At 34.9% G+C, this 23282-nt stretch carries 17 protein-coding genes; 4 read left to right on the forward strand and 13 right to left on the reverse strand.

The window, feature by feature from the left end:
• Positions 1–27: 27 nt before the first annotated feature.
• The 3 genes from RM520_RS10165 (at position 28) to RM520_RS10175 (ending at position 3289) form a co-directional block, all read left to right on the forward strand.
• Positions 28–1818, forward strand: coding sequence for a PspC domain-containing protein (locus tag RM520_RS10165; protein WP_311387950.1), 1791 nt, complete (start codon positions 28–30; stop codon positions 1816–1818).
• A 129-nt stretch (positions 1819–1947) separates the two neighbouring features.
• A complete protein-coding gene (locus RM520_RS10170; protein WP_311385609.1) occupies positions 1948–2670 on the forward strand; it encodes a head GIN domain-containing protein in 723 nt (240 codons plus the stop codon).
• 169 nt (positions 2671–2839) lie between these two features.
• A complete protein-coding gene (locus RM520_RS10175; protein ID WP_311385610.1) occupies positions 2840–3289 on the forward strand; it encodes a hypothetical protein in 450 nt (149 codons plus the stop codon).
• A 75-nt stretch (positions 3290–3364) separates the two neighbouring features.
• On the opposite strand, the gene trxB is transcribed toward RM520_RS10175, so the two are convergent.
• The 4 genes from trxB to RM520_RS10195 form a co-directional block, all read right to left on the reverse strand.
• Positions 3365–4333: a thioredoxin-disulfide reductase gene (gene trxB / locus RM520_RS10180; protein WP_311385611.1), complete on the reverse strand. Its 969-nt coding sequence runs from the start codon at positions 4331–4333 to the stop codon at positions 3365–3367.
• Between the two features lie 206 nt (positions 4334–4539).
• Entirely contained in the window at positions 4540–5811 is a 1272-nt protein-coding gene (locus tag RM520_RS10185) for an NRAMP family divalent metal transporter (RefSeq protein WP_311385612.1), read from the reverse strand.
• 4 nt (positions 5812–5815) lie between these two features.
• Positions 5816–6484: a bifunctional 4-hydroxy-2-oxoglutarate aldolase/2-dehydro-3-deoxy-phosphogluconate aldolase gene (locus RM520_RS10190; RefSeq protein ID WP_311387951.1), complete on the reverse strand. Its 669-nt coding sequence runs from the start codon at positions 6482–6484 to the stop codon at positions 5816–5818.
• 9 nt (positions 6485–6493) lie between these two features.
• Positions 6494–7540, reverse strand: coding sequence for a PfkB family carbohydrate kinase (locus tag RM520_RS10195; RefSeq protein WP_311387952.1), 1047 nt, complete (start codon positions 7538–7540; stop codon positions 6494–6496).
• A 145-nt stretch (positions 7541–7685) separates the two neighbouring features.
• Here RM520_RS10195 and RM520_RS10200 point away from each other — a divergent pair, with 145 nt between their 5' ends.
• On the forward strand, positions 7686–8711 hold the full coding sequence (locus RM520_RS10200; RefSeq protein ID WP_311385615.1) for a LacI family DNA-binding transcriptional regulator: 1026 nt from the start codon (positions 7686–7688) through the stop codon (positions 8709–8711).
• A 73-nt stretch (positions 8712–8784) separates the two neighbouring features.
• Here the strand turns inward: RM520_RS10200 and RM520_RS10205 are convergent, their stop codons facing one another.
• From RM520_RS10205 to RM520_RS10245, 9 genes are all read right to left on the reverse strand, one after another.
• Positions 8785–9549, reverse strand: a complete 765-nt coding sequence (locus RM520_RS10205) for an SDR family NAD(P)-dependent oxidoreductase (protein WP_311385616.1) — start codon at positions 9547–9549, stop codon at positions 8785–8787.
• 31 nt (positions 9550–9580) lie between these two features.
• The gene (locus RM520_RS10210) at positions 9581–10858 is read right to left on the reverse strand and encodes an MFS transporter (RefSeq protein ID WP_311387953.1); all 1278 of its coding nucleotides are present in this window, start codon (positions 10856–10858) and stop codon (positions 9581–9583) included.
• 221 nt (positions 10859–11079) lie between these two features.
• A complete protein-coding gene (locus tag RM520_RS10215; RefSeq protein WP_311387954.1) occupies positions 11080–11787 on the reverse strand; it encodes a FadR/GntR family transcriptional regulator in 708 nt (235 codons plus the stop codon).
• Between the two features lie 182 nt (positions 11788–11969).
• Positions 11970–12884 carry a polysaccharide lyase family 7 protein gene (locus RM520_RS10220; RefSeq protein WP_311387955.1) on the reverse strand — a complete coding sequence of 305 codons (915 nt, stop codon included), beginning with the start codon at positions 12882–12884 and terminating at the stop codon, positions 11970–11972.
• 123 nt (positions 12885–13007) lie between these two features.
• Positions 13008–14921: a PKD domain-containing protein gene (locus tag RM520_RS10225; protein WP_311387956.1), complete on the reverse strand. Its 1914-nt coding sequence runs from the start codon at positions 14919–14921 to the stop codon at positions 13008–13010.
• Between the two features lie 62 nt (positions 14922–14983).
• Positions 14984–16432 (reverse strand): RagB/SusD family nutrient uptake outer membrane protein, encoded by a 1449-nt coding sequence (locus RM520_RS10230; protein WP_311387957.1) that lies wholly within the window; start codon positions 16430–16432, stop codon positions 14984–14986.
• Positions 16433–16445: 13 nt separating this feature from the next.
• Positions 16446–19550 (reverse strand): SusC/RagA family TonB-linked outer membrane protein, encoded by a 3105-nt coding sequence (locus tag RM520_RS10235; RefSeq protein WP_311387958.1) that lies wholly within the window; start codon positions 19548–19550, stop codon positions 16446–16448.
• A gap of 414 nt (positions 19551–19964) precedes the next feature.
• Positions 19965–22235, reverse strand: coding sequence for an alginate lyase family protein (locus RM520_RS10240; RefSeq protein ID WP_311387959.1), 2271 nt, complete (start codon positions 22233–22235; stop codon positions 19965–19967).
• 8 nt (positions 22236–22243) lie between these two features.
• Positions 22244–23263: a polysaccharide lyase family 7 protein gene (locus tag RM520_RS10245; RefSeq protein WP_311387960.1), complete on the reverse strand. Its 1020-nt coding sequence runs from the start codon at positions 23261–23263 to the stop codon at positions 22244–22246.
• Between the last annotated feature and the right edge of the window lie 19 nt (positions 23264–23282).

The following is a 23282-nucleotide window of genomic DNA, read 5'->3' on the forward strand; positions in this document are numbered from 1 at the left end:
TAAAAAACGGTAAAAAATATTCAAAAAATGAACAAGACAGTAAATATAAATTTAGCAAACTCACTATTTCATATAGATGATGCGGCTTATGATAAGCTTAGACGCTATCTCGAGTCCGTAAAAAGATCTTTTGCAGGAACTGCTGGCAGCGATGAAATTATAGCTGATATTGAGGCTAGAGTAGCCGAGCTTTTTCTTGAAAAAATGGAAAATGAGCGTCAAGTAATCACACAAAAAGAAGTTGATGCAGTAATCAATATTATGGGTCAACCAGAGGACTACATGGTAGATGAAGATATTTTTGAAGACCAACCAAAATCTTCAAGTTCCAAAACAACTTCAACTTCACGAGTAAAAAAACTCTATAGAGATACCGATCAAAAGTACATAGGTGGTGTTTGTTCTGGGCTTGAATATTATCTAGGCTTTGATGCGCTTTGGATTCGCTTAATATTCCTTTTACTTGGTATTTTTACCGGGTTCGGATTTATAGCATACATACTTTTATGGATTTTAGTTCCGGAGGCGTCAACTACTTCACAAAAGTTAGATATGACGGGAAAGCCAATCAACATCAGCAATATAGAACGCAAAGTTAAAGAGGGGTTTGATGATGTTGCCGACAAAGTAAAAAATGTCGATTATGACAAAATGGGCGATAAAGTCAAAAGCGGCTCCAAGACTTTTTTCGACACCATTGGTGATATTATCATGTTTCTATTTAAGGTATTTGGTAAATTCATTGGTATTTTATTGATTATAGTGGGTGCTTCAACTTTAATTGGACTATTCATCGGTCTTTTTACAGTTGGTATTATTGACGTAGTTCATTTACCAGGTCTCGACTTTTATGATATTGTCAACACTTCGGGTGCTCCAGTATGGCTAGTTTCACTTTTATTATTCTTTGCTGTTGGTATTCCTTTTTTCTTCTTGCTTTATTTAGGCTTGAAAATTTTAGTAAATAACCTCAAGTCCATTGGTAATATTGCAAAGTTCTCATTATTAGGTCTTTGGTTGGTTACTGTAGGCGTTTTAATTGCACTGGCGGTAAGACAAGCAGCTGAATTTGCTACGGTAGGTAGCGTAAGCGTGAAAGAAGAATGGGTTATGGCAGATAACGATAGTATTCTTATTCAGATGAATAATAGCGATTATGACTTAACCATGGACAGAGTTCATTTTGGAAGAATGATGCTGGCTTATGACGATAATGATACCCCAATTTTAGTATCTGACGATGTACGTTTTGATATTAAAAAATCAAAAGATACCATAGCTCGATTAAATATTAGAAAAGATAGTCATGGTCCAACCTTTGAAAAAGCAAGGGAACGCGCCAAAAAGGTTGATTATGGGTACAATATTAATGGAAATGTTATTACACTTGACGACTATTTAACCACCGTTTCAGAAAACAAAGCCCGACAACAAGAAATAAGAACAACTGTCTTAATTCCTGAAGGAACCATTGTTTCTTTTGGAGAATATGTGAGTGGACATGTTGGAAGAAGTACTAAAAATGACCGAGACTACTATCGTAGTGACATCATAGATTATACCTGGATTATGGGAAGCGATGGTGAGCTTAAGTGCCAAGATTGCCCTGTAAAATCCTTCGAGTATGATGATGATAATGATGGAAAAATTATTATTAATGAAGATGGAATAGATATTAAAATTAACGACCGTGATGAAAAGGGAAAAATCATCATTAATGAGGATGGCATTGATATCGACGTACAGGACCGAAACGAATCTTTTAAATTAAAGGTGGATGAAGACGGAGTTGAAATTAAAACAGAAGATGACAACTAAATCGACAGTTGAGTAAACACAATCAACAACTCGGCACTTATTAATAGTACTAAATTAAAATAAATACGAATTTCAATCAATCATTAATAACAAACCCGTAAACAAGTTCAGGGTAAAAAAACGAAAATCATGACAACTTTAGCACGAATGGCCATAGCCGCCTTATTAGCATTATTTATGACTTCCTGCGCCTTTGACGTAAACTTTGGCGATGGAAAAAGAGGAAACGGAGAAATAGTCGAAGAATCTCGAGGTATTACAAGAGATTTTACCTCAGTTCACGCTTCTGAAGGATTAGATGTATTTGTAACGCAAGGTGATCAATTTAAAATTTTAGTTGAAGCCGATGAGAATATTATTGATTTAATCGGAACTGACATAAAAGATGGTAGGTTAAAAATACATGCCATAGAAAATATCGGAAGAGCTACTAAAAATATTTATGTTACCATGCCGAATATCACAGAATTGAGTAGTTCAAGTGGAGCAGATTTGGTTGCACAAAATGTTATTAAAGCTGATAAAATTGAATTCGATGCCAGCAGTGGTTCTGATATTGAAGCTCAAGTAAATGCTAACGAAGTAATTGCTGAAGCAAGTAGTGGGGCGGATATTAGAGTGTCTGGCCGTACCGATGTGCTTTATGCTGATGCAAGTAGTGGTTCAGATATTAAAGCGAGGGGATTAGAAACTAAACGATGTAATGCCGATGCAAGCAGTGGTGCTGACATTTCTGTTAATGTTTCTGAATCTTTAACAGCTGATGCAAGTAGTGGTGCTGACATTTCTTACTCCGGTGAGGCTAGTGTTACTCATAAGAAATCTGTATCGGGTAGCGTTCACAAATACTAAAAAGTAATCACTAATTCATACTAAAAAAGCCTCAAGTAGAACTTGAGGCTTTTCTTATTGAAATGATTTATCAATAATATATTATCAATTTATTGGCTAAAAAATTAAATATTTAATGATTTTTTGTACCTTAAAAGGAGAATTAATCATTTCATTAAAACATTGAGCCATGAAAAAATTACTGACCGTAGGTTCTATGATGTTTGTATTGATTTTTGCCGCAATACTAACCTCATCAAAACCTGAAAATTATCATTCTATTGAAGGTACTTGGGAGCTAGAAAGTTTTCACAACTATGACGACGGTATTAATATATCGAGCACTGAGCCAAAGGCTGATGGTTATAGGCAGGTTAAAATGTTTTATAATGGTAGAGTTATGTGGTCTAGGTATGTACCCAACGAACCGAAGGGCAGGTTTGGTTATGGCTCGTACTATCTTACCGAAGATGAGCTCCATGAAACCATAATTTATGGAGATGACGAGATGATGAAAGCTCTAGATACGTTAACTGAATTTATTTTTGAACTTGATTTAAAGAATGATAGATACAGCCAAATAAATTTGGACGAGGAAGGAAATAGAACTTTCTCGGAAAATTATAAGCGTTTGAATTAGCAATTAAAGAACGACCCACAAAAAAAGCTGCATTTTAGAATGCAGCTTTTTTATTTTTTTATAGTAATTAGCTTGTCACACAACAACTTCTTCCTTGGACTCAACAGCCGCTAAATAACGTTCTGCGTCTAGAGCTGCCATACATCCTGTACCTGCTGCAGTAACCGCTTGTCGGTATTCTTTGTCTTGAACATCTCCACTTGCGAATACACCAGGCTTATTAGTTTTTGTTGATTTACCTTCTGTTAGTACATAACCAGTATCATCCATATCTAATTGTCCCTTAAAAATATCTGTATTGGGTTTATGACCTATGGCTATAAACAACCCTGTTATTTCAATATCTTCCTTTTCATTTGTTTGATTGTTTACCATTCGTAAACCTTCAACTACTTGTTCACCTAATACTTCATCTACTTCAGTATTATATCTAACGTCTATATTATCAAGACTATTCACTCTATGCTGCATTGCTTTTGAAGCACGCATATGATCTTTACGAACTAACATGGTAACCTTATTACAAATATTAGCGAGGTAAGACGCTTCTTCAGCAGCTGTATCACCTGCTCCAACGATAGCAACATCTTGCCCTTTATAGAAAAAACCATCACATACTGCGCAGGCCGAAACACCTCCACCTCTAAGTCGTTGCTCACTAGGTATGTTCAAATATTTAGCCGTGGCTCCTGTAGATATAATAACGCTTTCAGCCTCTATGACTTTACTATCATCAACGGTAACCTTATGAATTCCACCAACTTGGTCACTAAAGTCAACTGCTGTCACCATTCCTATTCGAACTTCCGTACCAAAACGTTCTGCTTGTTGTTGTAATTGTACCATCATTGTTGGACCATCAATTCCCTCAGGATATCCCGGAAAATTATCAACCTCAGTAGTAGTTGTTAACTGCCCACCAGGTTCCATACCTGTATACATCACTGGTTTCAAATCTGCTCGGGAAGCATATATAGCTGCTGTATATCCAGCAGGCCCTGATCCTATAATTAAAGTTTTTAATCGTTCTATTTGTTCTGACATAATTTAAATATCCTCTAATTCTTAATATTACAAAAGTAGGTTTTTTGATGAAAAACTTACATCGGGTTATTAGAGCTTATGAACAAAAACCAACAATTACTAAAACTTAAAATTAAAAATATTGAATAAGGTATTTGAGCGAAGTATAGCAAAATTCTAGCCTTAAGCCTCACAAAAGGTGCAATAGAATTTTGGTGTAAAAAAGTTTAATATCCAATTATTGCCATTATTCCATTGTAAGAAATAATCAATGAAAAAAATAGAGCAGCAAAGAGACTTATATTAATTAGAAAACTTGTTTTGTGTTCTCCCATTAACTTCTTATTATTTATTAATAAAAGAATGCCAATAATTACAAGGGGTAGAACAAATACATTAAATACTTGAGATAGAATTTGCATCTCAATAGGGTTAGCTCCGAATATCGGTACGATTAAGGCAAACAAGCAGGCAATAAAAGTGATAATTCTAAACTGTTTTGAACTGGTATCTAGTTTTCCAGATTGGTAATCTGCAACCAGTATGGGAGCGATTAAAAGACAAGGAAAAATGGAAGAAAGTCCCGCGCTTAATGTTCCAAAAAAGAAAAGAGTAAGTGCAAATTTTCCTGCAACGGGTTCCAAAACCCCTACCATATCTATTACTTTAGTTACGGGTTGCCCTTGATGGTACAAGGCACCACAAGCAACAGCCATTATTGTCGCACTGATAAAAAACACTAGAGATGCTGCAATAATCGCATCTTTCTTTTGCTGTTTTAAATGCTGAATAGTCCAACCCTTGCCTTGTACAAACAATGGTCTGGATAAAAAAGTAGCAGCAGCCATAGTAGTTCCAACAAAAGCAGCAACCATCATTTGACCGCCTTGTACTTTTGGTATTGAGGGTATCAAACCTTGAGCTACTTCTATCGGTAAAGGGTATACCATAAAAAGTGATATCAAGAACGAAAAAGCCATTATCGTCACGAAAATGACCAAGATTTTTTCAAAGAAAGTGTATTTACCAACCAATAGCAGTGCGTAAAAAATCGCTATTACCGTAATGGCTACGATTAAAACCGTTTCATATTGATGGTCTCCTACGCTAGGGAAATAAATATGAATTATCTCAAAAATTATATTGGAGGATATTCCTAAAATACCCATTAAAGAATTCCATTGCCCGAATGAAATACCTAGAATGATCAAGATTGCAATAAGTTTACCAAACCTCAAATGCTTTTTAAAAGCAAACAAAGCTGTTTCACCAGTAAGTAAGGCATAATTGCCATAGACATAAATTAAAACACCGGAAAAGAAACAACTTAAAAGCAATACCCATAACAGTTGCATGCCATAAGTACTTCCTGCAACTATCATTGAGGTTACACTGCCCGTACCTATGGTATAACCGATTGCAAAAATACCTGGGCCAAATGCTAGAACAAGCCCAAGAATCTTCTTCCAAAGTGATGTACTTGGGCTTGTTGCTTCCATTTTATTATGACTTTAACTTAGAAATTAAATTTAAAGTATCTGAAACCTTTTTCTCAAGCCCCTTGAAGTCTTTATTAGCTAATATCTCCTTACTAATAAGCTTTGAACCCATACCTACACAAGTAACACCAGCATCAAACCATCCCTTTAAATTACTTTCATCGGTACTAACTCCTCCCGTAGGCATTACACTGGTCCAAGGTTGAGGGCCTTTTATTGCCTTTACGAAACCTGGTCCATAGGTAGACCCTGGAAACAATTTAACTATTTCACAGCCTAATTCCTCAGCATTATTAATTTCAGTCAAGGAGCCACATCCAGGTGACCATAATACTTTTCTTCTATTGCAAACTATTGCAATATCTTCTCTAAGCGAAGGTGTTACAATAAAGTTAGCTCCCATCTGCATAAAAAGAGAAGCAGCAGCAGCATCTGTAATTGAGCCAACACCCATTATCATTCCAGGCAACTCCTTTATTGCATATTTATTTAATTCTAAAAATACTTCATAAGCAAAATCTCCACGTGCAGTAAACTCCATTAATCGAGAACCACCATCATAGCAAGCTTTTAGTACTTTCTTTCCTAATTCAATATCTGGATGATAAAATAACGGCACCATTCCATTATCCTTCATCACTTTTGCAACTTCTATTCTTGAATATTGTGCCATTATCGTAATTTATCTTGCAACCCTTCCAGAAGCATCACCACTCATTAGTTTTTCAACTTCTGCCACTGTAGCTAAGTTAGCATCTCCTTTAATTGTATGCTTTAAACATGATGCTGCTACTGCAAAATTTAACGCATTTTGGTCGTCTTCTGGGTACTTTAAAAGTCCATAAATGAGTCCACCCATAAAAGAATCTCCTCCTCCTACTCTATCAACAATATCTGTTATTTGATATTCTGGTGATTTAAACATGGTTTTTCCATCATATAAAACTCCAGCCCAACTATTATGAGATGCCGAAATAGAGCCACGTAAAGTAGTTATTACTTTTTTAGCCTTGGGGAATTTTTTCATCATTTGCTCACAAACAGATAAAAATGCTTCAGCCTTTACATGCTCTCCTTGAGTTGTGATATCCAAACCTTCTGGCTTAATTCCAAAATGCTTTTCTGCATCTTCTTCATTACCCAAAACAATATCACAGTATGAAGTAATATCTGTCATTACTTTCTCTCTATGAGCGTCATCACAATAATTCCAAAGTTTTGCACGGTAATTTAAATCCGTTGATATGGTAATTCCTTTAGCACTTGCAACTTTTACTGCTTCTAGACAAACATCGGCAGCACCCTCAGAAATTGCTGGTGTAATTCCCGTCCAATGAAACCATTCAACACCTTCAAAAACAGCATCCCAATTAATCATGCCTGATTCAATTTCGGAAATTGCTGAGTGTGCACGATCATAAACCACTTTGCTACCACGGCTTACCGCACCAGTCTCTAGGAAATATATTCCAAGACGATCACCACCATATACTATTTTATCTGTACCTACGCCTCTTTTTCGCATTTCCATTAATGCACATGCTCCAATATCATTTTTAGGTAACCTAGTTACAAAATCGACAGGAACTCCATAATTAGCAAGTGAAACTGCCACATTAGATTCACCACCACCATATACTACATCAAAACTATTGGCTTGTGAAAATCTTAAAAATCCCGGAGGTGCTAATCTTAGCATGATTTCTCCGAAGGTCACTACTTTTTTCATTTGAAAATATGTTATTTATATTGAACTTACTGCGTTGGTTAATCGTTTAACTAAATTTTCAAAAATTAATCAAAACCGTGTGATTTTGATTTTCAATTTTAAAAAAGATATATTTGCTTAATCGATTAAGCAAATATAAATAAAATTGGCTAACAAAAAAAGAACTACATTAAAAGATATTGCTTTAAGATTACAAATATCCACTGCTGCGGTCTCTAAAGCATTGCATAACGATGCTCGTATTAGCTCAAAAACTAAAGAAGCTGTAAAAAAAATCGCCAAGGAATTAGATTATCAACCTAATCATTTAGCTAGCGCCTTACGAAAAGGAAAAAGCAATCTTGTAGGTGTAATTGTTCCACGTACCAATAGCAATTTCTTTTCATCTGTTATCCAAAACATGGAAGAAGTTCTTAATAAAGAGGGGTATAACATCATTATTACACAATCTAACGAGTCTTATCAAAAAGAATGTGAAACTATAGACACGCTGCTATTCACACAAGTTGATGGAATTATTGCCTCCATGGCTAATGAAACTATTGATTTAGAGCATTATGAAAAAATTAAATCTAAAGGAATTCCATTACTGCTATTTGATCGAGGTGAAAATAATTTAAATGTTGACTATATAGGAATTGATGATTATGCAAGTAGTCATATGATTGTGGAACACTTAATAGCACAAGGATGCAAAAGAATAGCACATATAGGGGGGTATCGACATACGAGAATATTCAACAATAGAATAAAGGGATATTTAGATGCTATAGCAAAACATGGTTTACCCTTAGAACAAGAATTACTTATTGAAAGCAGTCTTAGCAAAGAAGATGGTCGCGAAAAGATGAATCAATTATTGTCTTTAAAACAAAAACCCGATGCTGTTTATATTGCAAGTGATTATGCAGCTATTGGAGCCCTACAATTGCTAGAAGAAAAAAATATAAAAGTGCCTGATGAGATTGCACTTGTAGGCTTTGGTAATGAACCTTTTACAGCCATGGTCTCGCCGGCAATAACAAGTGTTGAGCAACATAGTTCTAAAATTGGTAAGCTGGCAGCAAAAACTTTTCTAGAACATATGAGGAAACCTGTCTTAAAACAACAATTAAACAAAATAATCTTAAATGCAGAATTGATTATAAGGGATTCGTCGAAAAGGATGTAATTAACACCCTATATAAAATTAAAAAGCCTTCATAAGAAATTTACGAAGGCCTTTTTTATATAAACTTTTAATATTAAATACCTAAAGCTTGCCCTCCACCAATTTGGATTGTTTCTGCTGTGATAAAAGATGCGTCTTTACTTGCTAAGAATGATATTACTCCTGCTACATCTTCTGGTTGGCCTAATCTACCTAACATGATATTATTTGCCCAAGATGCAAACACCTCTGGCTTGGTCGCTTTGATTTGTGCATGAAATGGAGTGTCAATCGTACCGGGTGAAACGGCATTGGCGCGAATACCATATTCAGCCAAATCCTTCGCTAGTGCTCTTGTGATGGCATGTACTCCTGCTTTTGACGTACCATAAATTCCTGCACCAGGACCACCGGCGGTCCAGCCGGCATTTGAAGTATAATTTATAATCGAGGGATGCTCCCCTTTTTTAAGAAAAGGTATCGCAGCTCTTGATGCAAAAAATACCGAATCAAGATTTAAAGCCATCACAAATCTGTAAAAGTCTGTCGTCATTTCTTCAAATCTTGAACGACCTCCTAAGCCACCAGCGTTATTAACCAACACATCTATTTTACCATACTTCTCTCCTATCTTAGTGATGTTTTCTGTTACAGCAGCTTCGCTTGTGACATCAAAACCATAATACTCCGCTTTTATACCATGACCAGTTAATTCCTTAACTCGCTCAGCTCCAGCCTCATCTTCAATACCGTTTAATACAACAGTATACCCATCTAGACCTAATCGTTTCGCAACTTCGAATCCTATACCCCCTGTAGCTCCCGTTACTATAGCAATCTTTCCTTCGTTTGTACTCATATTATTTAATTATGTTTCTTTATTATTTGTTCTATTCGTTGATTACAAGTTTTACTTTTCTTATTAAAAACAATACAGCGATTACAGCTAAAGCAACCGAAAGTGTTATGGTCACAAATGCCGGTGTATATGAGCCGCCATCTGTTATTTTTCCAATAAACCAATTCATAATAATTGGTGAAATTGCTGCTACCGTTCCTGCTAACCCAGCTAAAGTTCCAACAGAAGGTCCTCTAAATAAATCACTAGATAGCGTTTGGATATTACCAATGGCAAATTGAAAACCAAACAAGGCGATACCTGCTAAATATATAAAAGTCATATAATTAGATTCTGTCACAAAAAGTATAATCGAAACAAAACCGATAATAATTAATAGACTTCCTAAAACTATACTTGCCTTTCGTCCAAAATCTATGGACGTTCGCTTAATAATTGCTTCGGTAAAAGCACCGCCTAATATTCCTCCGGCAGCAGCCATCAAATAAGAAATCCAAATTGTATTACCAATTTCTTCTATGCTCAAACCGAATTTTGAGTTCAAGTATATAGGCATCCAGCCAGCAAAAAACCACCAAATGGGTTCTATAAAAAACCTACATAATAGCACTCCCCAAGGTTCTTTAAAACTCAAAATTTTAGGAACACTCAGGCTTTTTGCATCATCAGCAACGACATTATTGTTTTCAATCCTATCATTTAAAATTAAATTTCTTTCCTCTTCTGTTATCCATGGGTGATCTTTAGGTTTCGTTTTATTCACGATGTACCATGGAATGACCCAAATTAAACCCATTGCACCTAAAATAATATAAGTAGATTTCCAACCAAACTGAGCATACAGAAAAACTATAATTGGCGCAGCAATTACGTTACCAATAGATGCTCCTGAATTAAAAATACCCTGCGCTAGAGCTCTCTGTTTGACAGGAAACCATTCGCCATTGCTTTTCACCGCCCCAGGCCATAATCCGGCTTCTCCTAAACCAAGTAATCCACGCGCTGCACCTAAGGTCCATAACCCTTTAGCGACCGCATGAAAAGCTGCTGCAACAGACCAAACCACAATTGAAACAATAAAACCAATTCTGGTTCCAATTTTGTCATATAACCTTCCTGATATAAATTTACTTGCGGCGTACATTATCATGAATACATTAAGCATATTAGCATAATCGGAGTTGTCCATTCCTAGGTCTTCACCCATCTGTGGCCAAAGCAAAGCAAAAGCAGTTCTATCAATATAATTGATGACCGTTGCTATAAAAATCAACCCAATAATCCACCACCTAAGCCCTTTAACTTTCATAATACTATTTTAACTATTCTCATAATTCAAAGCAAACAATATCTAGGCCTCTATTTTTCCTAAATATTTTATTATTAAGAATTAAATTTTCTAAAAAAGTAATGACCGACACAGTTATAACAACAGAGATTCTATTGTATTTTCAATCGAGTCTTACTTACCTCCTATATTTTTTAAACTGAAAACAAAATCGTGCAAAAATTGTCCTCAGCATATTCTATTTAATTATTGGTATGGTAACAATATTGATATAAAACTTTAAAATGAACTTTCATCATCTCTTTCGCCTTTTTTGGATCTTGTTCTTTTATTGCCTGAAAAATGTTCTCATGTTCTTGAATTCCTTTCATTGAAAGACTAGAATCACAAACATGATACTTTTCAAAATTTGTAATAATTTCAGGTGTTATGATTAACATAAAAGTGCTCATAGAGCTATTTTTACTGGCCTTTGCAATTGCTAAATGAAATAGTAAATCTTCTTCAACGGCATCTTCTTTATTTAAAACTTTGTTCTTGTAAGCATCTAGCGCTAATTGCAATGCCTTTAAATCTTCTTCTGTTCTTCTTAAAGCTGCTAGTCGTACGGTTTTAAGTTCTAGTAAAATTCTTGTTTCAACTAAAGATTTAAAGTCTGGTTCTTCGAGGTCCAATATATCTTCCATCATACCGCTCATTGCAGTACGACCAATATCCGCGATAAAAGTTCCACTTTGTGGTTTAGAATAAAGAATACCGTAGAATTCTAATTTTTGAATCGCTTCTCTAATATTACTTCTACTAACTTCGAACTTTTCTGATAACATTCTTTCAGAAGGCAATTTATCGCCCGGTTCCAAGTTTTTATATTCAATCAAATCGCGAAGTTTAGCAATAATTTTTTGCTGAATATCTCGCTTATCATTTGTTGTTAAAACTTCGACTTTCATATTGCTTATTCTAATGAACCAAATTGGTTAACCAGATTGGTTTGTTAAATCTATGAAATTAACTTCAACATATTGCTATTGCATTCGATAATATCATTAATTAAATTTATTTAGTTTACAAGGACCGTCAATAGCTACCTGATTTACAGCCCTTGCCTTAACTAAACTAACTCAAAATCTTACTAATGTTCAACTGATAAATCGAATAATTTCACGCTAGCAAAAGCACCTTCGTCTCTTGTTTGAAAGTAGTTTCCTACTTTAAAATAATTTTCAAATACCCCCCAACGTTTTATACTCGGACTATCGTAAACAAAAAATTCATTTTTATTTAAAGAAACAACCATTTTACCATCAGTCACTTTCACTTCTATTGTAAACTTTCTGAACCCTACTTCCTCTTCAAAATTTCTGCCTTTATCATCAGTCCACGCTTCTTTAAATAGTATGCCCTTATTATCAACTCCTGCAAATTTCAAAACCTTGGTCTTCACCCTGATTTTACCATTTTGCCAATAAATTTTCAATATTGGAGGAGCATTATTATCTTTTTGACCTATTAATTCTTTCTGTTCATTGGTCAAACGCCCGTGAATTTGAGCAATTATTACTTTATGATATTTGCCATTATCTGCCCTAGTAACCTCACCCATCGCCATTTTAGCTTTCAAAGTACCACCCTGAGCAAAGGTCCAATTTACATTATCATTACCTGGCTCCATTTGTTCACGAAGTTCTGACCTAGAATACTTCGTATTTGCAGTAGTTGCATTGGTTGGATAGGCATGAAAAACTATAGCACCAACGGCCGAATCATTGTACATAAAAGGTCTTAAGACCTCATTATTCGCATATTCTAGAATTTCAGGTGGCCTAACGCTAATTGCGCCTCCTTTACCTTTTCCTTCTGGTATAGTAACCTTCCAATGGCTTAAATCTACATTAGGTAATTTGACCTTTTTTTTGCTCTTCTTTTTCTTCTTACTGATTTTAGTCTTCGAATTTGAATCCCTACTAATATCCGTTTGACATACAAGATTTGCAGTTAAAAACAACATTAGAAAAACCGCAATAGATTTTTTTGAAAAAAAATTCATTGTATAAAATAAGCAAAGAGTTAAAGAAGCAAATAGTAATAAACTAACCTTCATTAGTACTATAACCACCCAGTCTTTAATATAGACCGAGTGGTTTTATTATAGTAGTAATGGTTAGAAAATTTATTCAATAATAACATTATCAAAGAAGGCCTCTGCAGAGTTATCGATAACATCTACGTTTCTAACGTAAATGACTATCTCACCAGTTGAAGCAGTGAATTCAAAAGTATGTGTTGAATATGCATCACCGTCAGTATCAAAAATATTCGGTATTGCGTAATAAGCATCAATTACAGGGTCTGTTTTTGAAGCATTAATAGCAATCTCATCTTCGATTTGAGTATTCAAAATAAATACTTCTGAAGTTATGCCACCTGCAGTAGTTCTAGCATCAATTGAGAAAGTATAAGTTTCACCTGCTTGGACTGTTACTACTTGATACAAACGACGACCTTTTTCATCTAGTTTAGCTCCTCTGGTACCATTGTTTCCATCACTAGTAGAACCGGCTTGTTCACTACCATCACCAAAGAATCCATCTAACCAAGAGTCTAATGCGCCATTATCCCAAAGTGGGTCATATGGACTATCTATAGTTTCACCATCATTATTGACTACTGTTGAGTTCGGTGTCATATCCCAGGCATCAGCATTATCACCAGTATTCACAGTAAACTCATCAAATGTACCATTAAGAACTTGCACAACAAAACCTTCAGAAATCACTATCTCTGCCGTTTCAACATCAGTATTACCAGTAATACTCGTTGCTGTCAATGAAACTGTATAAATACCATCTTCATCATACGTATGTGAAGGGTCCATTCCTGTAAATTGGAAACCATCACCAAATTCCCACAATAACTCAACTGCATCAATAGAAGCATCCATAAAATTGACTGTTCTGTAATCATCAGGATCAACTTCATAAGTAAAGCCTGCCGTAACCGGCGCCAAAATATTTATGGTTTGCTCTAAGGTATTGGAAAGGTTAGACTCATTAGTAGCTACAAGCGTTACTGTATATTCAGCGGCCTCAGCATAAACATGAGTTGGCGATTCTTCAGTTGACATATTTCCATCACCAAAATCCCATTCGTATGCAGTTGCACCAGTAGATGAATTTGTAAATGTATATTCTAAAAAGTTTACTTCACTTTGCTCTGAACTAAAACCTACAGAAGGTGGCACTGCCCCTTCAGCACCTATATCAATAGTAAAATCATCAAGCCTTGCTTCTACATCTCCGTTTGTAAAAAATATAGCTACTGTATTATTTGTCCCTGAATTAAAAGACAATTTTTGTTGAACATAGACATCAGGCTCCGAATCATCCGTAACTGTAACAGATGCTATTGTACCTGCTGCAACCTCTTCTATAGTAGTAAATTCACCTCCATTTTCGGTCACTCCTAAAACTGAAACAATCAGTCTTGGGTCAGAAGAACCACTTAGCATTGTATACCAAAAACTTAAGTCGTAGTTCATATCTGGATCAACTGTTATTTCTTGGTAACCAGCACGATCACCTGCAGGAACAGGTAGTTTAGCTCCTTGATCTCCGAATGTAACAGGGCTTCCAGTAATTTGAATAACTCCTCCAATATCATTTCTCCAAGAATCTCGACCATCACCACCACCTTCAGGTAAAGTATCATCTTCAAAACCAGCTTCTAAAATAATTGGCTGAAAAGGACCTTCTACAACTATAACATCAATAGAAGTGGTGCCTGAAATACCATTACCATCAGTTGCTGTCAGTTCAACAGGATATGTACCTTCTCCAGCTTCAAAAGTAAATGAAGGGTCTTGATCCGTTGATGTATTGCCACTACCAAAATTCCAAGAATACGATAACGACTCTGTAGAAAGGTTAGTGAAATTAATAGTTCTAAAATCATCAGATGAAGAGGCATAAGAAAAATTAGCCTCAGGAAAAACCGTGTCCGCTTTTGAATTTGAACCAGGTAATTCATCTCTAAAAATTTCATCGCCCACACAACTGGCAACAATACTAGCGCTGATTAGGGTCATCAGCAATAATTTTGTTTTGCTAAATATTTTTAATTTAAATCTCATAGTTTTTTATATTAATATTAATATCCAGGGTTTTGAGTCAATAATCCATCACTAAGATTAATTTCTCTAGCTGGAATTGGTAACAATAAATCTCTTGCAGAATATACATAACCCATTTCAAGGGCATGTGCACTCAATACATCATTGGCTACACCAAATCTTAATAAATCAAACCATCTTTGATTTTCAAAGGCTAGTTCTACTCTTCTTTCAGTTAAAAGCTCATCTTTAGTTACACTTGAAATAGCGTTTGGTGCTGTCGCAGGGAAAGCTCTATCTCTAACAGCCTGAAAAGATTGTAAGGCTCCTAAGTCTGATGTGCTAGATCCTGCTCCAATTGTAGCTTCAACATGCATTAAAAGCACATCAGCGTAGCGTAAAGCGATATAATCGTTACCCGCATTACGAGCATTATCACCATAGGTAGGAGGAGATACAGATATATCTGATCCTTCTGGCAGATATTTAATAACTTCAATAGAACTACCTAAAACAATGAAAGACTGTGGACCTCTTACACCACCGAATGCACTAAAGTCAGTTACTAGATTATCATTTACAATGTTTTGACCGTCTTCTCTACCTTGTCTTGAAAACGAAGTAAATTCCGATGAGAAACTTTGACTTTCAAGGGTATTTCCGAATTGGTATTGAATTGCAAAAATTATTTCATCATTCAATTCATTATAAAATACATCCGAGTAATTACTTTCTAATGCAAATGCACCAGAATTTATAATTGCTTCACATAACTGCTCTGCCCCGGTATAATTAGGAGTCGGCTGTGTCAAATATACCTTAGCCAAAATACCCTGAGCAGCGGACCTTGAAGCACGTGATTTAAAAGAATCATCTAAAACACTAACTGCCTCTTGCAAGTCTGCCACAATCTGAGCGTAAATTTGTTCTTCAGATACTCTAACAAATAATGTTTCATTATCCTCCGGACCAACAACCTCAGTAACTAAAGGCACATCACTAAACAGTCTAACTAATTTAAAATAAGCATAAGCTCTTAAAAACTTAGCTTCAGCAGTATACTTTGCTTGATTACTTGCATCAGCAACATCAATAAATCTAAGTACGTTATTAGCTCTAAAGATTACTTCAAACATCGAAGCGTAAAAATCTTCTGATTCTACATTATTGGCATCAACAACATATCTATGAAAATCAGATTTCGAGCCTTCTAAAGTTGCGTTCCTAGTATTATCAGTTCTATGCTCTGTTAAAAGGTGTTCAAATTGTAAGCCTCTATTGAAATTACCAATATTAGTTTCGGTATTTTCATTGACACCTTGAAGTGCATCATATATCCCTATTAAACCAGATTCAACATCAGCATCAGTTTGAAAGAAGGATTCTTCTACAACTACAGTATCTGGTATCGGATTTAAAAATTCGTCTGTATCACACGATACGAAAAATATCGTCAATGTGAATACTAAATATTTTATATATTTCATAATAATTCTTTTTTTAGAAATCAATATTTAAACCAAGTGTTAGTGTACTGAATATAGGAGTACCAGCTCTTTGTGAACCAAAAGCTCTTATATTACCATTGTCATCATGTTCTGGATTAAAACCATGATAATCATCTGCAGTTATGTAAAGGAGGTTTTGACCAGTAACATAAACTCGTAAACCTTCAAGACCTATATTTGATAAAGTTTTTTCATCAAAATTATAGCCAATATTGACATTTCTTAGTGAGAAATAATCTGCGCTTGCAATTACTTCACTAGTTAATACCTTTTCTTGAATAAAAGATTCATGAGGAACTAAGCCATCTGCAACGGCTTGTGCTTCTCCACCACTTCTGGTTCTATTACCAAACCAATTATAGAAATACTGGTCACCAATATTATTTACTTGGGCACCTAGACTACCTTGTACCATAAAAGAAACATCAATCTTACCAATTTTAAATTCGTTCGTAAAACTGTAAATCAAATCTGGGTAAGGATCTCCAAGAATTGTTTTATCCTCTTCTGTAATAATTCCATCACCATTTAAATCTTTTACGATAGTATCATCGGCTTGACCATTGATTCTGTTCCATGGATTATCAACATAAGTAGTTCTAAATGAAGTTTCATCGTAAGCATCAGTATCCACTACATATCCCCAATAAGATGAAATAGGCTCACCAATTCGGTTAATCCATTGTGAATTTCTACCATATGTATCTTCTATTAAAGCGTTATTTGACTCTCCAAAACTTAACAACTCATTCTGATTAGTAGATGCGATTAAAGTTGAATTCCAACTAAATTTTTCACCCATTATATTACGGGTTCTTAACTCAAATTCTAATCCTCTGTTTTGAACTTCACCTAAGTTTACGATACCACTGTTGAACCCAGTTACATAAGAAACCGGATTTTCTAGTAATAATTCATCACTATTTCTTTGATAATAGTCAATTGAACCTGTGATTCTATTGTTCCAAAAACCATAATCTAATCCGACTGTCAATTCTTCCGAAGCTTCCCATTGTAATAAGGCGTTCGCTATATTTAAAGGAGCACCACCAGTTACCAAACTACCATCGACAACTGCGTTTGCATTTTGAATTAGCGCTAAGTAAGGCCATGTGTTTTCTACATCAGAACCAACATTAAAGTTCTCTGACCCTGTGAAACCGTAACTTGCTCTAAACTTTAAATTACTTACTAAATCACTAGATAATAAGAAATTTTCTTTTGCAACATTCCAACCTACTGAGACCGCAGGGAAATTACCCCACTTGGAGTCAATACCAAAAACAGAACTTCCGTCACGTCTAAAAGAGGCATTAAACAAATATTTGTCCTTGTAAGAATAATTTAACCTCGCGAAGTAACCAATTTTCTTTCTTTCAATATTGGATTGAAAAACTGTTGTGTTGTCAGGGTTACCACCTTGAACATTTCTTAAACGGTCATCTGTAAAACCATTAGTCTCTACTTGACTGACTTCACTTTTTCGTTGTTGTACAGTAAGACCACCTAATAGATTCAAATCATGATCACCAAATGTTCTACTATAATTTAAAGTATTATCAGAAATTAACCTTGTACGAAATCTATTTTCTAAGAAATAGTTAGATCTTGATGCGCCTGAAGCATGATAGTTTACACCATCGTATCTATCTCTCTTGCGTTGTTCCAAAGTTACCCCCAAAGAAGTTTTTGCAGTTAAACCTTTAGCTAGTTTATAACTTAAATAGGTAGACCCAAATAATTTAGTGTTGAACTCATAATGTTGACGTTCAACATATTGCTGATAAGGATTAGAATCTCCTGAAGTTCTAGGTCTCTCAGTATTCCCATCATTGTCATAATCTCTATTCTCTAAATGATTTTCGAAAAAATAATCTCCAACGCCCACATCAGGATAAACATCACGATTGATAAACTGCAATGTTTCTTCCGTATGATATATCGGCAACCAAGGAGATTGTCTTGTTGGATTATGAATCGATGTTGGTAATCTTCTTTGCTTCGTATAAGAAGGAGAAGCCCTAAGACCAAACTTTAATTTTTTACCAACTTTAGTATCAAATTTCAAGTTTCCAGTATATAGCTTGTAATCATCTGTAATTACAACACCTTCATCATGTAATGACCGTAATGAAGCACTGAATGTTGAATTTTCTGTTCCGCCTCTAGCAGAGAGAGAGTGACTAGTTACAGTACCTCCATCAAAGAACACATCTTGCCAATCTCTATTAATACCTGTGATACTAACTAAATCTAAAGCGTATAAGGTTTCACCAGATAGCGTTCCTGTAGCAGCTTGCTCTTTGGCCGCCCAATCATTCAAATCTTTGCGATAATCGTCACTACCATGAGCTTGCTTATAACCTGTATATGTCTGATAGCTAAATTTTGTTTTACCTGCACGACCACTTTTGGTTGTAATTAAGATCACACCATTCGCACCTTCACTACCATAAATAGAAGCCGAAGCGGCATCTTTTAATACTTCAAAGGACTCCACATCGTTCATATCAATGTTAGCCAAAAATTCTGAACTAACTACGATACCATCAATTACTAATGCTGGTCCAGTATCAGCACTTACAGAACCAACACCTCTAATATTAATTGTCGGTGCACCCCCAGCCTCGGCATTAGTAGCTTGTATATTAACACCAGATACTTGACCTATAAGGGCATCATCAACCCTAGAAACAGCTATTTGATCTAAAGTTTCGTTTACAACCTTAGATATAGAACCTGTTACTGTTGATTTTCTTTGAGTACCATAACCAATGACCACAACTTCATCAAGTTGACTGGCATCTTCTTCTAAAATAATATTAACGGATTCTTGTCCACTAATAATAACGGTTTGTGTTGCATAACCGATATAAGAAAATTGTAATACATCACTGTTAGAAACAGAAATCGTATAATTTCCATCAAAATCGGTTTGTGTACCTCTCGTAGTATTCAAAACCACAATATTCGCTCCAGGGATTGGAACGCTATTTGCGTCTTTTACGGTTCCAGAAACACTATAGGTATCCTGGGCAAATAATTGTATGTTGACCAGCAACACCACAATTAATAATAGTCTCGTTTTTAAGTTCATTTGTTATTCAGTTAATTTCAAAAGTTATTTAATCTCGTTTCAAGTGCTTTGAAACTCTACTAATTCAGTTTAGTTAATCACGCCTTCTCAATAAATTCTAAAGAAGAATTCGTTACTTTTGAATTCTTCAAATTCACAGAAAATGTGTTTTGTCGAATTTTACTTCCCTCCTAAAGAAGTAATAGTTTTGAAGGACAGGCGTGCACCTGTCCTTTTTTTGTGCTAATTCTTTATCATTTTTAAATTTTAAGTTTTATTATTTTTTGGTCAACCAAATTGGTTGACCAGTTTGGATTACCAAATATATGTTATATGTCTGTTAAAAAAAAACGAAATAACCATTAAGTTGTTAAAATTTTAAGTTATCGTAAAAATATTCTATTGAATTTTTCGGAAGTGTAAAATCAGGTACTATTATTCCGTTAAAATTTCCTTTAAAATAAAGGCGCCAGTCCAGGAAATAATATTTTCATCAATTTGTAACGAATGTTCTTTGTCTGTGCTCGCTTCTCTATTGGAAAGAATAAAAAGTTTTAGCTCACCATTGTTATTTTCATATTGTACTGCTGTATAATCCGTATCATTATGTACCACGGAGATATTTTTAATGTTACTATACGCATTTAATGCTAATTCCGACACTGGACTATAAGTACCATGAGATTCAATTATAGAAGCAAAAACAGTATTCTTGGTATTCTTTCTTCTTAGTATTAAAGTTGGTTCATGACGTAAATTAAATTCGGGATCATTAGCACCTATACGACCTAAAATCATTTCATCTTCATTAGAGCTAACAGCAGAATATGAATAAAACTTGTTATTTAACAACCAAGTTAATTTCATATTAGCGTCATTCGAAACGCCAAATGCCTCTTTATATAAATGTTGATAGCCGTTTTTACTTCCGAATACAACAGGAAAATCATGTTTTTCGTAATCAAAACTTGTTTGCATTATTTGACCTAAATAATAAAATGGTAAATCGTACTGATTAATTTTATCTGAATCTACTTTTAAAATATCTAGAATGTAAGGCTTTGAATCTTTATCATCCTTGATAAGTACCATAGTCCTATGCATAGTGGTACCAGGATACGCGTTTGATTCTTTGGCACTTGCAACTTGAAGGTTCTTATTCTCCACAGAAAATAGATAGGACTCCGAATGATGTTGACTGCCTTTATCATACTTCCCATTAAAGTGCGACATTTCGTTTTGCACTAAGGTATTATGAGAAATACTTTGTTTTGCCCAAGTTTTATTTTCCTTCAAATAATTACCTCCACCTTTTTGTTCAATATTTACATATCGAGACATTCCATAGTCTTGTACTATTTCATCTCCATTTTCGAATAAAGCAAAAGAAAGTTTATCATAATGACCATGGCTTAAACCATGTGCTGTGTATTTAAACACAAGCTCTAAATCATCACTTCGTAAAATTCCTACTGCGCCTTCATCGCCATTTGCCCCATCAGACAATTCAATTGAACTTTTCACAAATGGTATAGCCCTATTTTCCTTAATGCCTAGCGCTACTGAGAGCCCTGAATCATCTAGAGTAACCTCTTCTTGTTTTTTGGCTATACTTAACAACTCTGGATTATTTCCTCCAAAATGGTAGGCAATATCAACAGCTGAAACCAAGGAAGTATTGTAATATGACATTCCCTTTTGTGAATCATTTAAAAGAAAAAAATCACCATTGGCATTGGACAAATTCAACAAGGCATTTACTCCCTTTAACAATACACCATCTTTATACTCCAAAACCTTTAAGTCTGGTTTTTTATTTTGTAGTGCTTGAGCGAATATTAAAAAAGGATACATGGCATAACGCTGATAATAGGGACCTTCAGTATAATAGCCATCTGGAGAGAATGGTTCATCTAGATTCGCAAAAAAACCAGTTTTTCCATCCTTATTTATATAACCACCATCGTTATCTTTTAAAGTCTTATCAATTTCTACATCTTTTAAACCGTATAAGGCCCGTTGTAATAACGAATCATCTTCCATAACTAATGCAATCATACCTACGGCTACATTGCCCCAAGTACTATGGTTATGTACGCGATTAAAAAACTGAGGATTATCTTTTGATATATGATTAGCAAATGGTCTAAATAAATCTGTTTCTAAAACTGTACGTTCTTCTTTAGTTAAATAATCATAAATACAATCGTAGGCTTGACTGGTATAAACTAACCAATTGGAATCATTTAAACACTGCCAAAACAATTTACCTCTGGCGTAGGAACGTGGTTTCGGGTGAATAGGCAAAGTTGGATAAAGCCTCGCATATTCAAACAACATGTCTTTTACATATTTAGCATAGCTTTCATCATCTAAAATTTGATAAAGCATTCCTGCTTTTTGCATTAGACTGTAATTCTTTTTGTGGGTTGAGTGCGTATAACCGCCAGAGTAGTCTTTAGGGATTGGTACATCAAAACCCTTTTCTATTTCTGCGTCAATTTCTTCTTTAACTTTTGCTAAAGTGTTATCAAAAATTGGTATTGTTCCTAAATTCTCTCTAATGGTTTTTACCCCTTCTTTTGTTAAAATTAAATTAGGGTGTATTAAATTGGAATTAGAGACATCCGTTTTTAAAGATTGAGCACTTGTACATGAAGTCATTATCAAATACAGAACCAGCACTATTTTTAAATGATTTTTCATATTATTAATTAATGACCATTAGGACGAGTTGAAGCTCCAACAGTAGCATGCTTAAACCACACCTCAGCATAACTACCATTATCATACTGTTTTTGAATGTCACCTCCGTAAATTTCAGCATTGGTACTTTTGGCGTTTGCTTGGTTGTAAGCACCTTGTTTGAAGTAATTTATTTCACCGGCATAAGCAGTATCGCGCTCTACTCCTCCACCCTTTTCTCTGTTGGCATAAACTTTTAGCACTTGCTCAGGAATAGCTTCTCTTGTTGTAAAATCAGATTTTATTAAACTCTTGGTAAAACGGACAGTTTCATGATTTTCACTTGTGAAAGTTAAATACATTATACCCTCATGTACGTTCACTTCATAATTAAACACTTCACCTAAAGCAATACCATTTTCAGGTTCTTCTGGATATTCCGTTGCGCTTTCACCTACATCGGAAAAATCATATCCCCAAACTGCAGTAGAATAATCAAATCTGCCAATATTATCTCCTGCTGTATTAATTTCATAATTCCAAAATACCGAACCTTTTGTATGCCCCGGAAACTTTTTATAATAGATTTTTAGGGGCTCATTCTCATGACCTTCATCACTGTGAATTTGTCCTATCACTACTGAATAAGATGACGATTTGGTGGCATCGCCAGTTGTAGAAACATGCATCACTTTTAAAGTACCCGTTAATTTACCACCGGTTTCAGGTATCCAATGGGCTTTCTGTCCTAACTCTGTTCTTGTATTGCTAGACGTTCTCGAAGTAACACCCGAGTTTGGTGTCTTGTAAACCACCCAATCTGATTCTCCATCATTTTGCACATAAAAAAACCCTTCCTTTTTATAGGCGACTAAAGAATCATTAGAGGTTCCATCGCCCAGTAGTATTTTCCATTCATCCAAAAAAGATAAAACATCACTAGGGTATTTTTGTTCAAGTTGAGCCGTATCCTCAATAGTCGTTTTTGAATTCTGTTTACATCCAATAATTGCTAAAATCAACAGAAAAGTAAAAAAGGCTTTCTTCATTTTTTATAGGAGTTTCAAA

The sequence above is a fragment of the Croceitalea vernalis genome, assembly GCF_031846405.1.
GTDB lineage: Bacteria > Bacteroidota > Bacteroidia > Flavobacteriales > Flavobacteriaceae > Croceitalea > Croceitalea vernalis.

What these genes read in the sequence shown, in the direction of transcription:
- RM520_RS10230 (WP_311387957.1), bottom strand. Translation starts at nt 16,432, where the DNA reads ATGAAATATATAAAATATTTAGTATTCACATTGACGATATTTTTCGTA.
- RM520_RS10185 (WP_311385612.1), bottom strand. Translation starts at nt 5,811, where the DNA reads ATGGAAGCAACAAGCCCAAGTACATCACTTTGGAAGAAGATTCTTGGG.
- RM520_RS10210 (WP_311387953.1), bottom strand. Translation starts at nt 10,858, where the DNA reads ATGAAAGTTAAAGGGCTTAGGTGGTGGATTATTGGGTTGATTTTTATA.
- RM520_RS10170 (WP_311385609.1), top strand. Translation starts at nt 1,948, where the DNA reads ATGACAACTTTAGCACGAATGGCCATAGCCGCCTTATTAGCATTATTT.
- RM520_RS10240 (WP_311387959.1), bottom strand. Translation starts at nt 22,235, where the DNA reads ATGAAAAATCATTTAAAAATAGTGCTGGTTCTGTATTTGATAATGACT.
- RM520_RS10235 (WP_311387958.1), bottom strand. Translation starts at nt 19,550, where the DNA reads ATGAACTTAAAAACGAGACTATTATTAATTGTGGTGTTGCTGGTCAAC.
- RM520_RS10195 (WP_311387952.1), bottom strand. Translation starts at nt 7,540, where the DNA reads ATGAAAAAAGTAGTGACCTTCGGAGAAATCATGCTAAGATTAGCACCT.
- RM520_RS10190 (WP_311387951.1), bottom strand. Translation starts at nt 6,484, where the DNA reads ATGGCACAATATTCAAGAATAGAAGTTGCAAAAGTGATGAAGGATAAT.
- RM520_RS10165 (WP_311387950.1), top strand. Translation starts at nt 28, where the DNA reads ATGAACAAGACAGTAAATATAAATTTAGCAAACTCACTATTTCATATA.
- RM520_RS10220 (WP_311387955.1), bottom strand. Translation starts at nt 12,884, where the DNA reads ATGAATTTTTTTTCAAAAAAATCTATTGCGGTTTTTCTAATGTTGTTT.
- trxB (WP_311385611.1), bottom strand. Translation starts at nt 4,333, where the DNA reads ATGTCAGAACAAATAGAACGATTAAAAACTTTAATTATAGGATCAGGG.
- RM520_RS10215 (WP_311387954.1), bottom strand. Translation starts at nt 11,787, where the DNA reads ATGAAAGTCGAAGTTTTAACAACAAATGATAAGCGAGATATTCAGCAA.
- RM520_RS10205 (WP_311385616.1), bottom strand. Translation starts at nt 9,549, where the DNA reads ATGAGTACAAACGAAGGAAAGATTGCTATAGTAACGGGAGCTACAGGG.
- RM520_RS10245 (WP_311387960.1), bottom strand. Translation starts at nt 23,263, where the DNA reads ATGAAGAAAGCCTTTTTTACTTTTCTGTTGATTTTAGCAATTATTGGA.
- RM520_RS10175 (WP_311385610.1), top strand. Translation starts at nt 2,840, where the DNA reads ATGAAAAAATTACTGACCGTAGGTTCTATGATGTTTGTATTGATTTTT.
- RM520_RS10225 (WP_311387956.1), bottom strand. Translation starts at nt 14,921, where the DNA reads ATGACCCTAATCAGCGCTAGTATTGTTGCCAGTTGTGTGGGCGATGAA.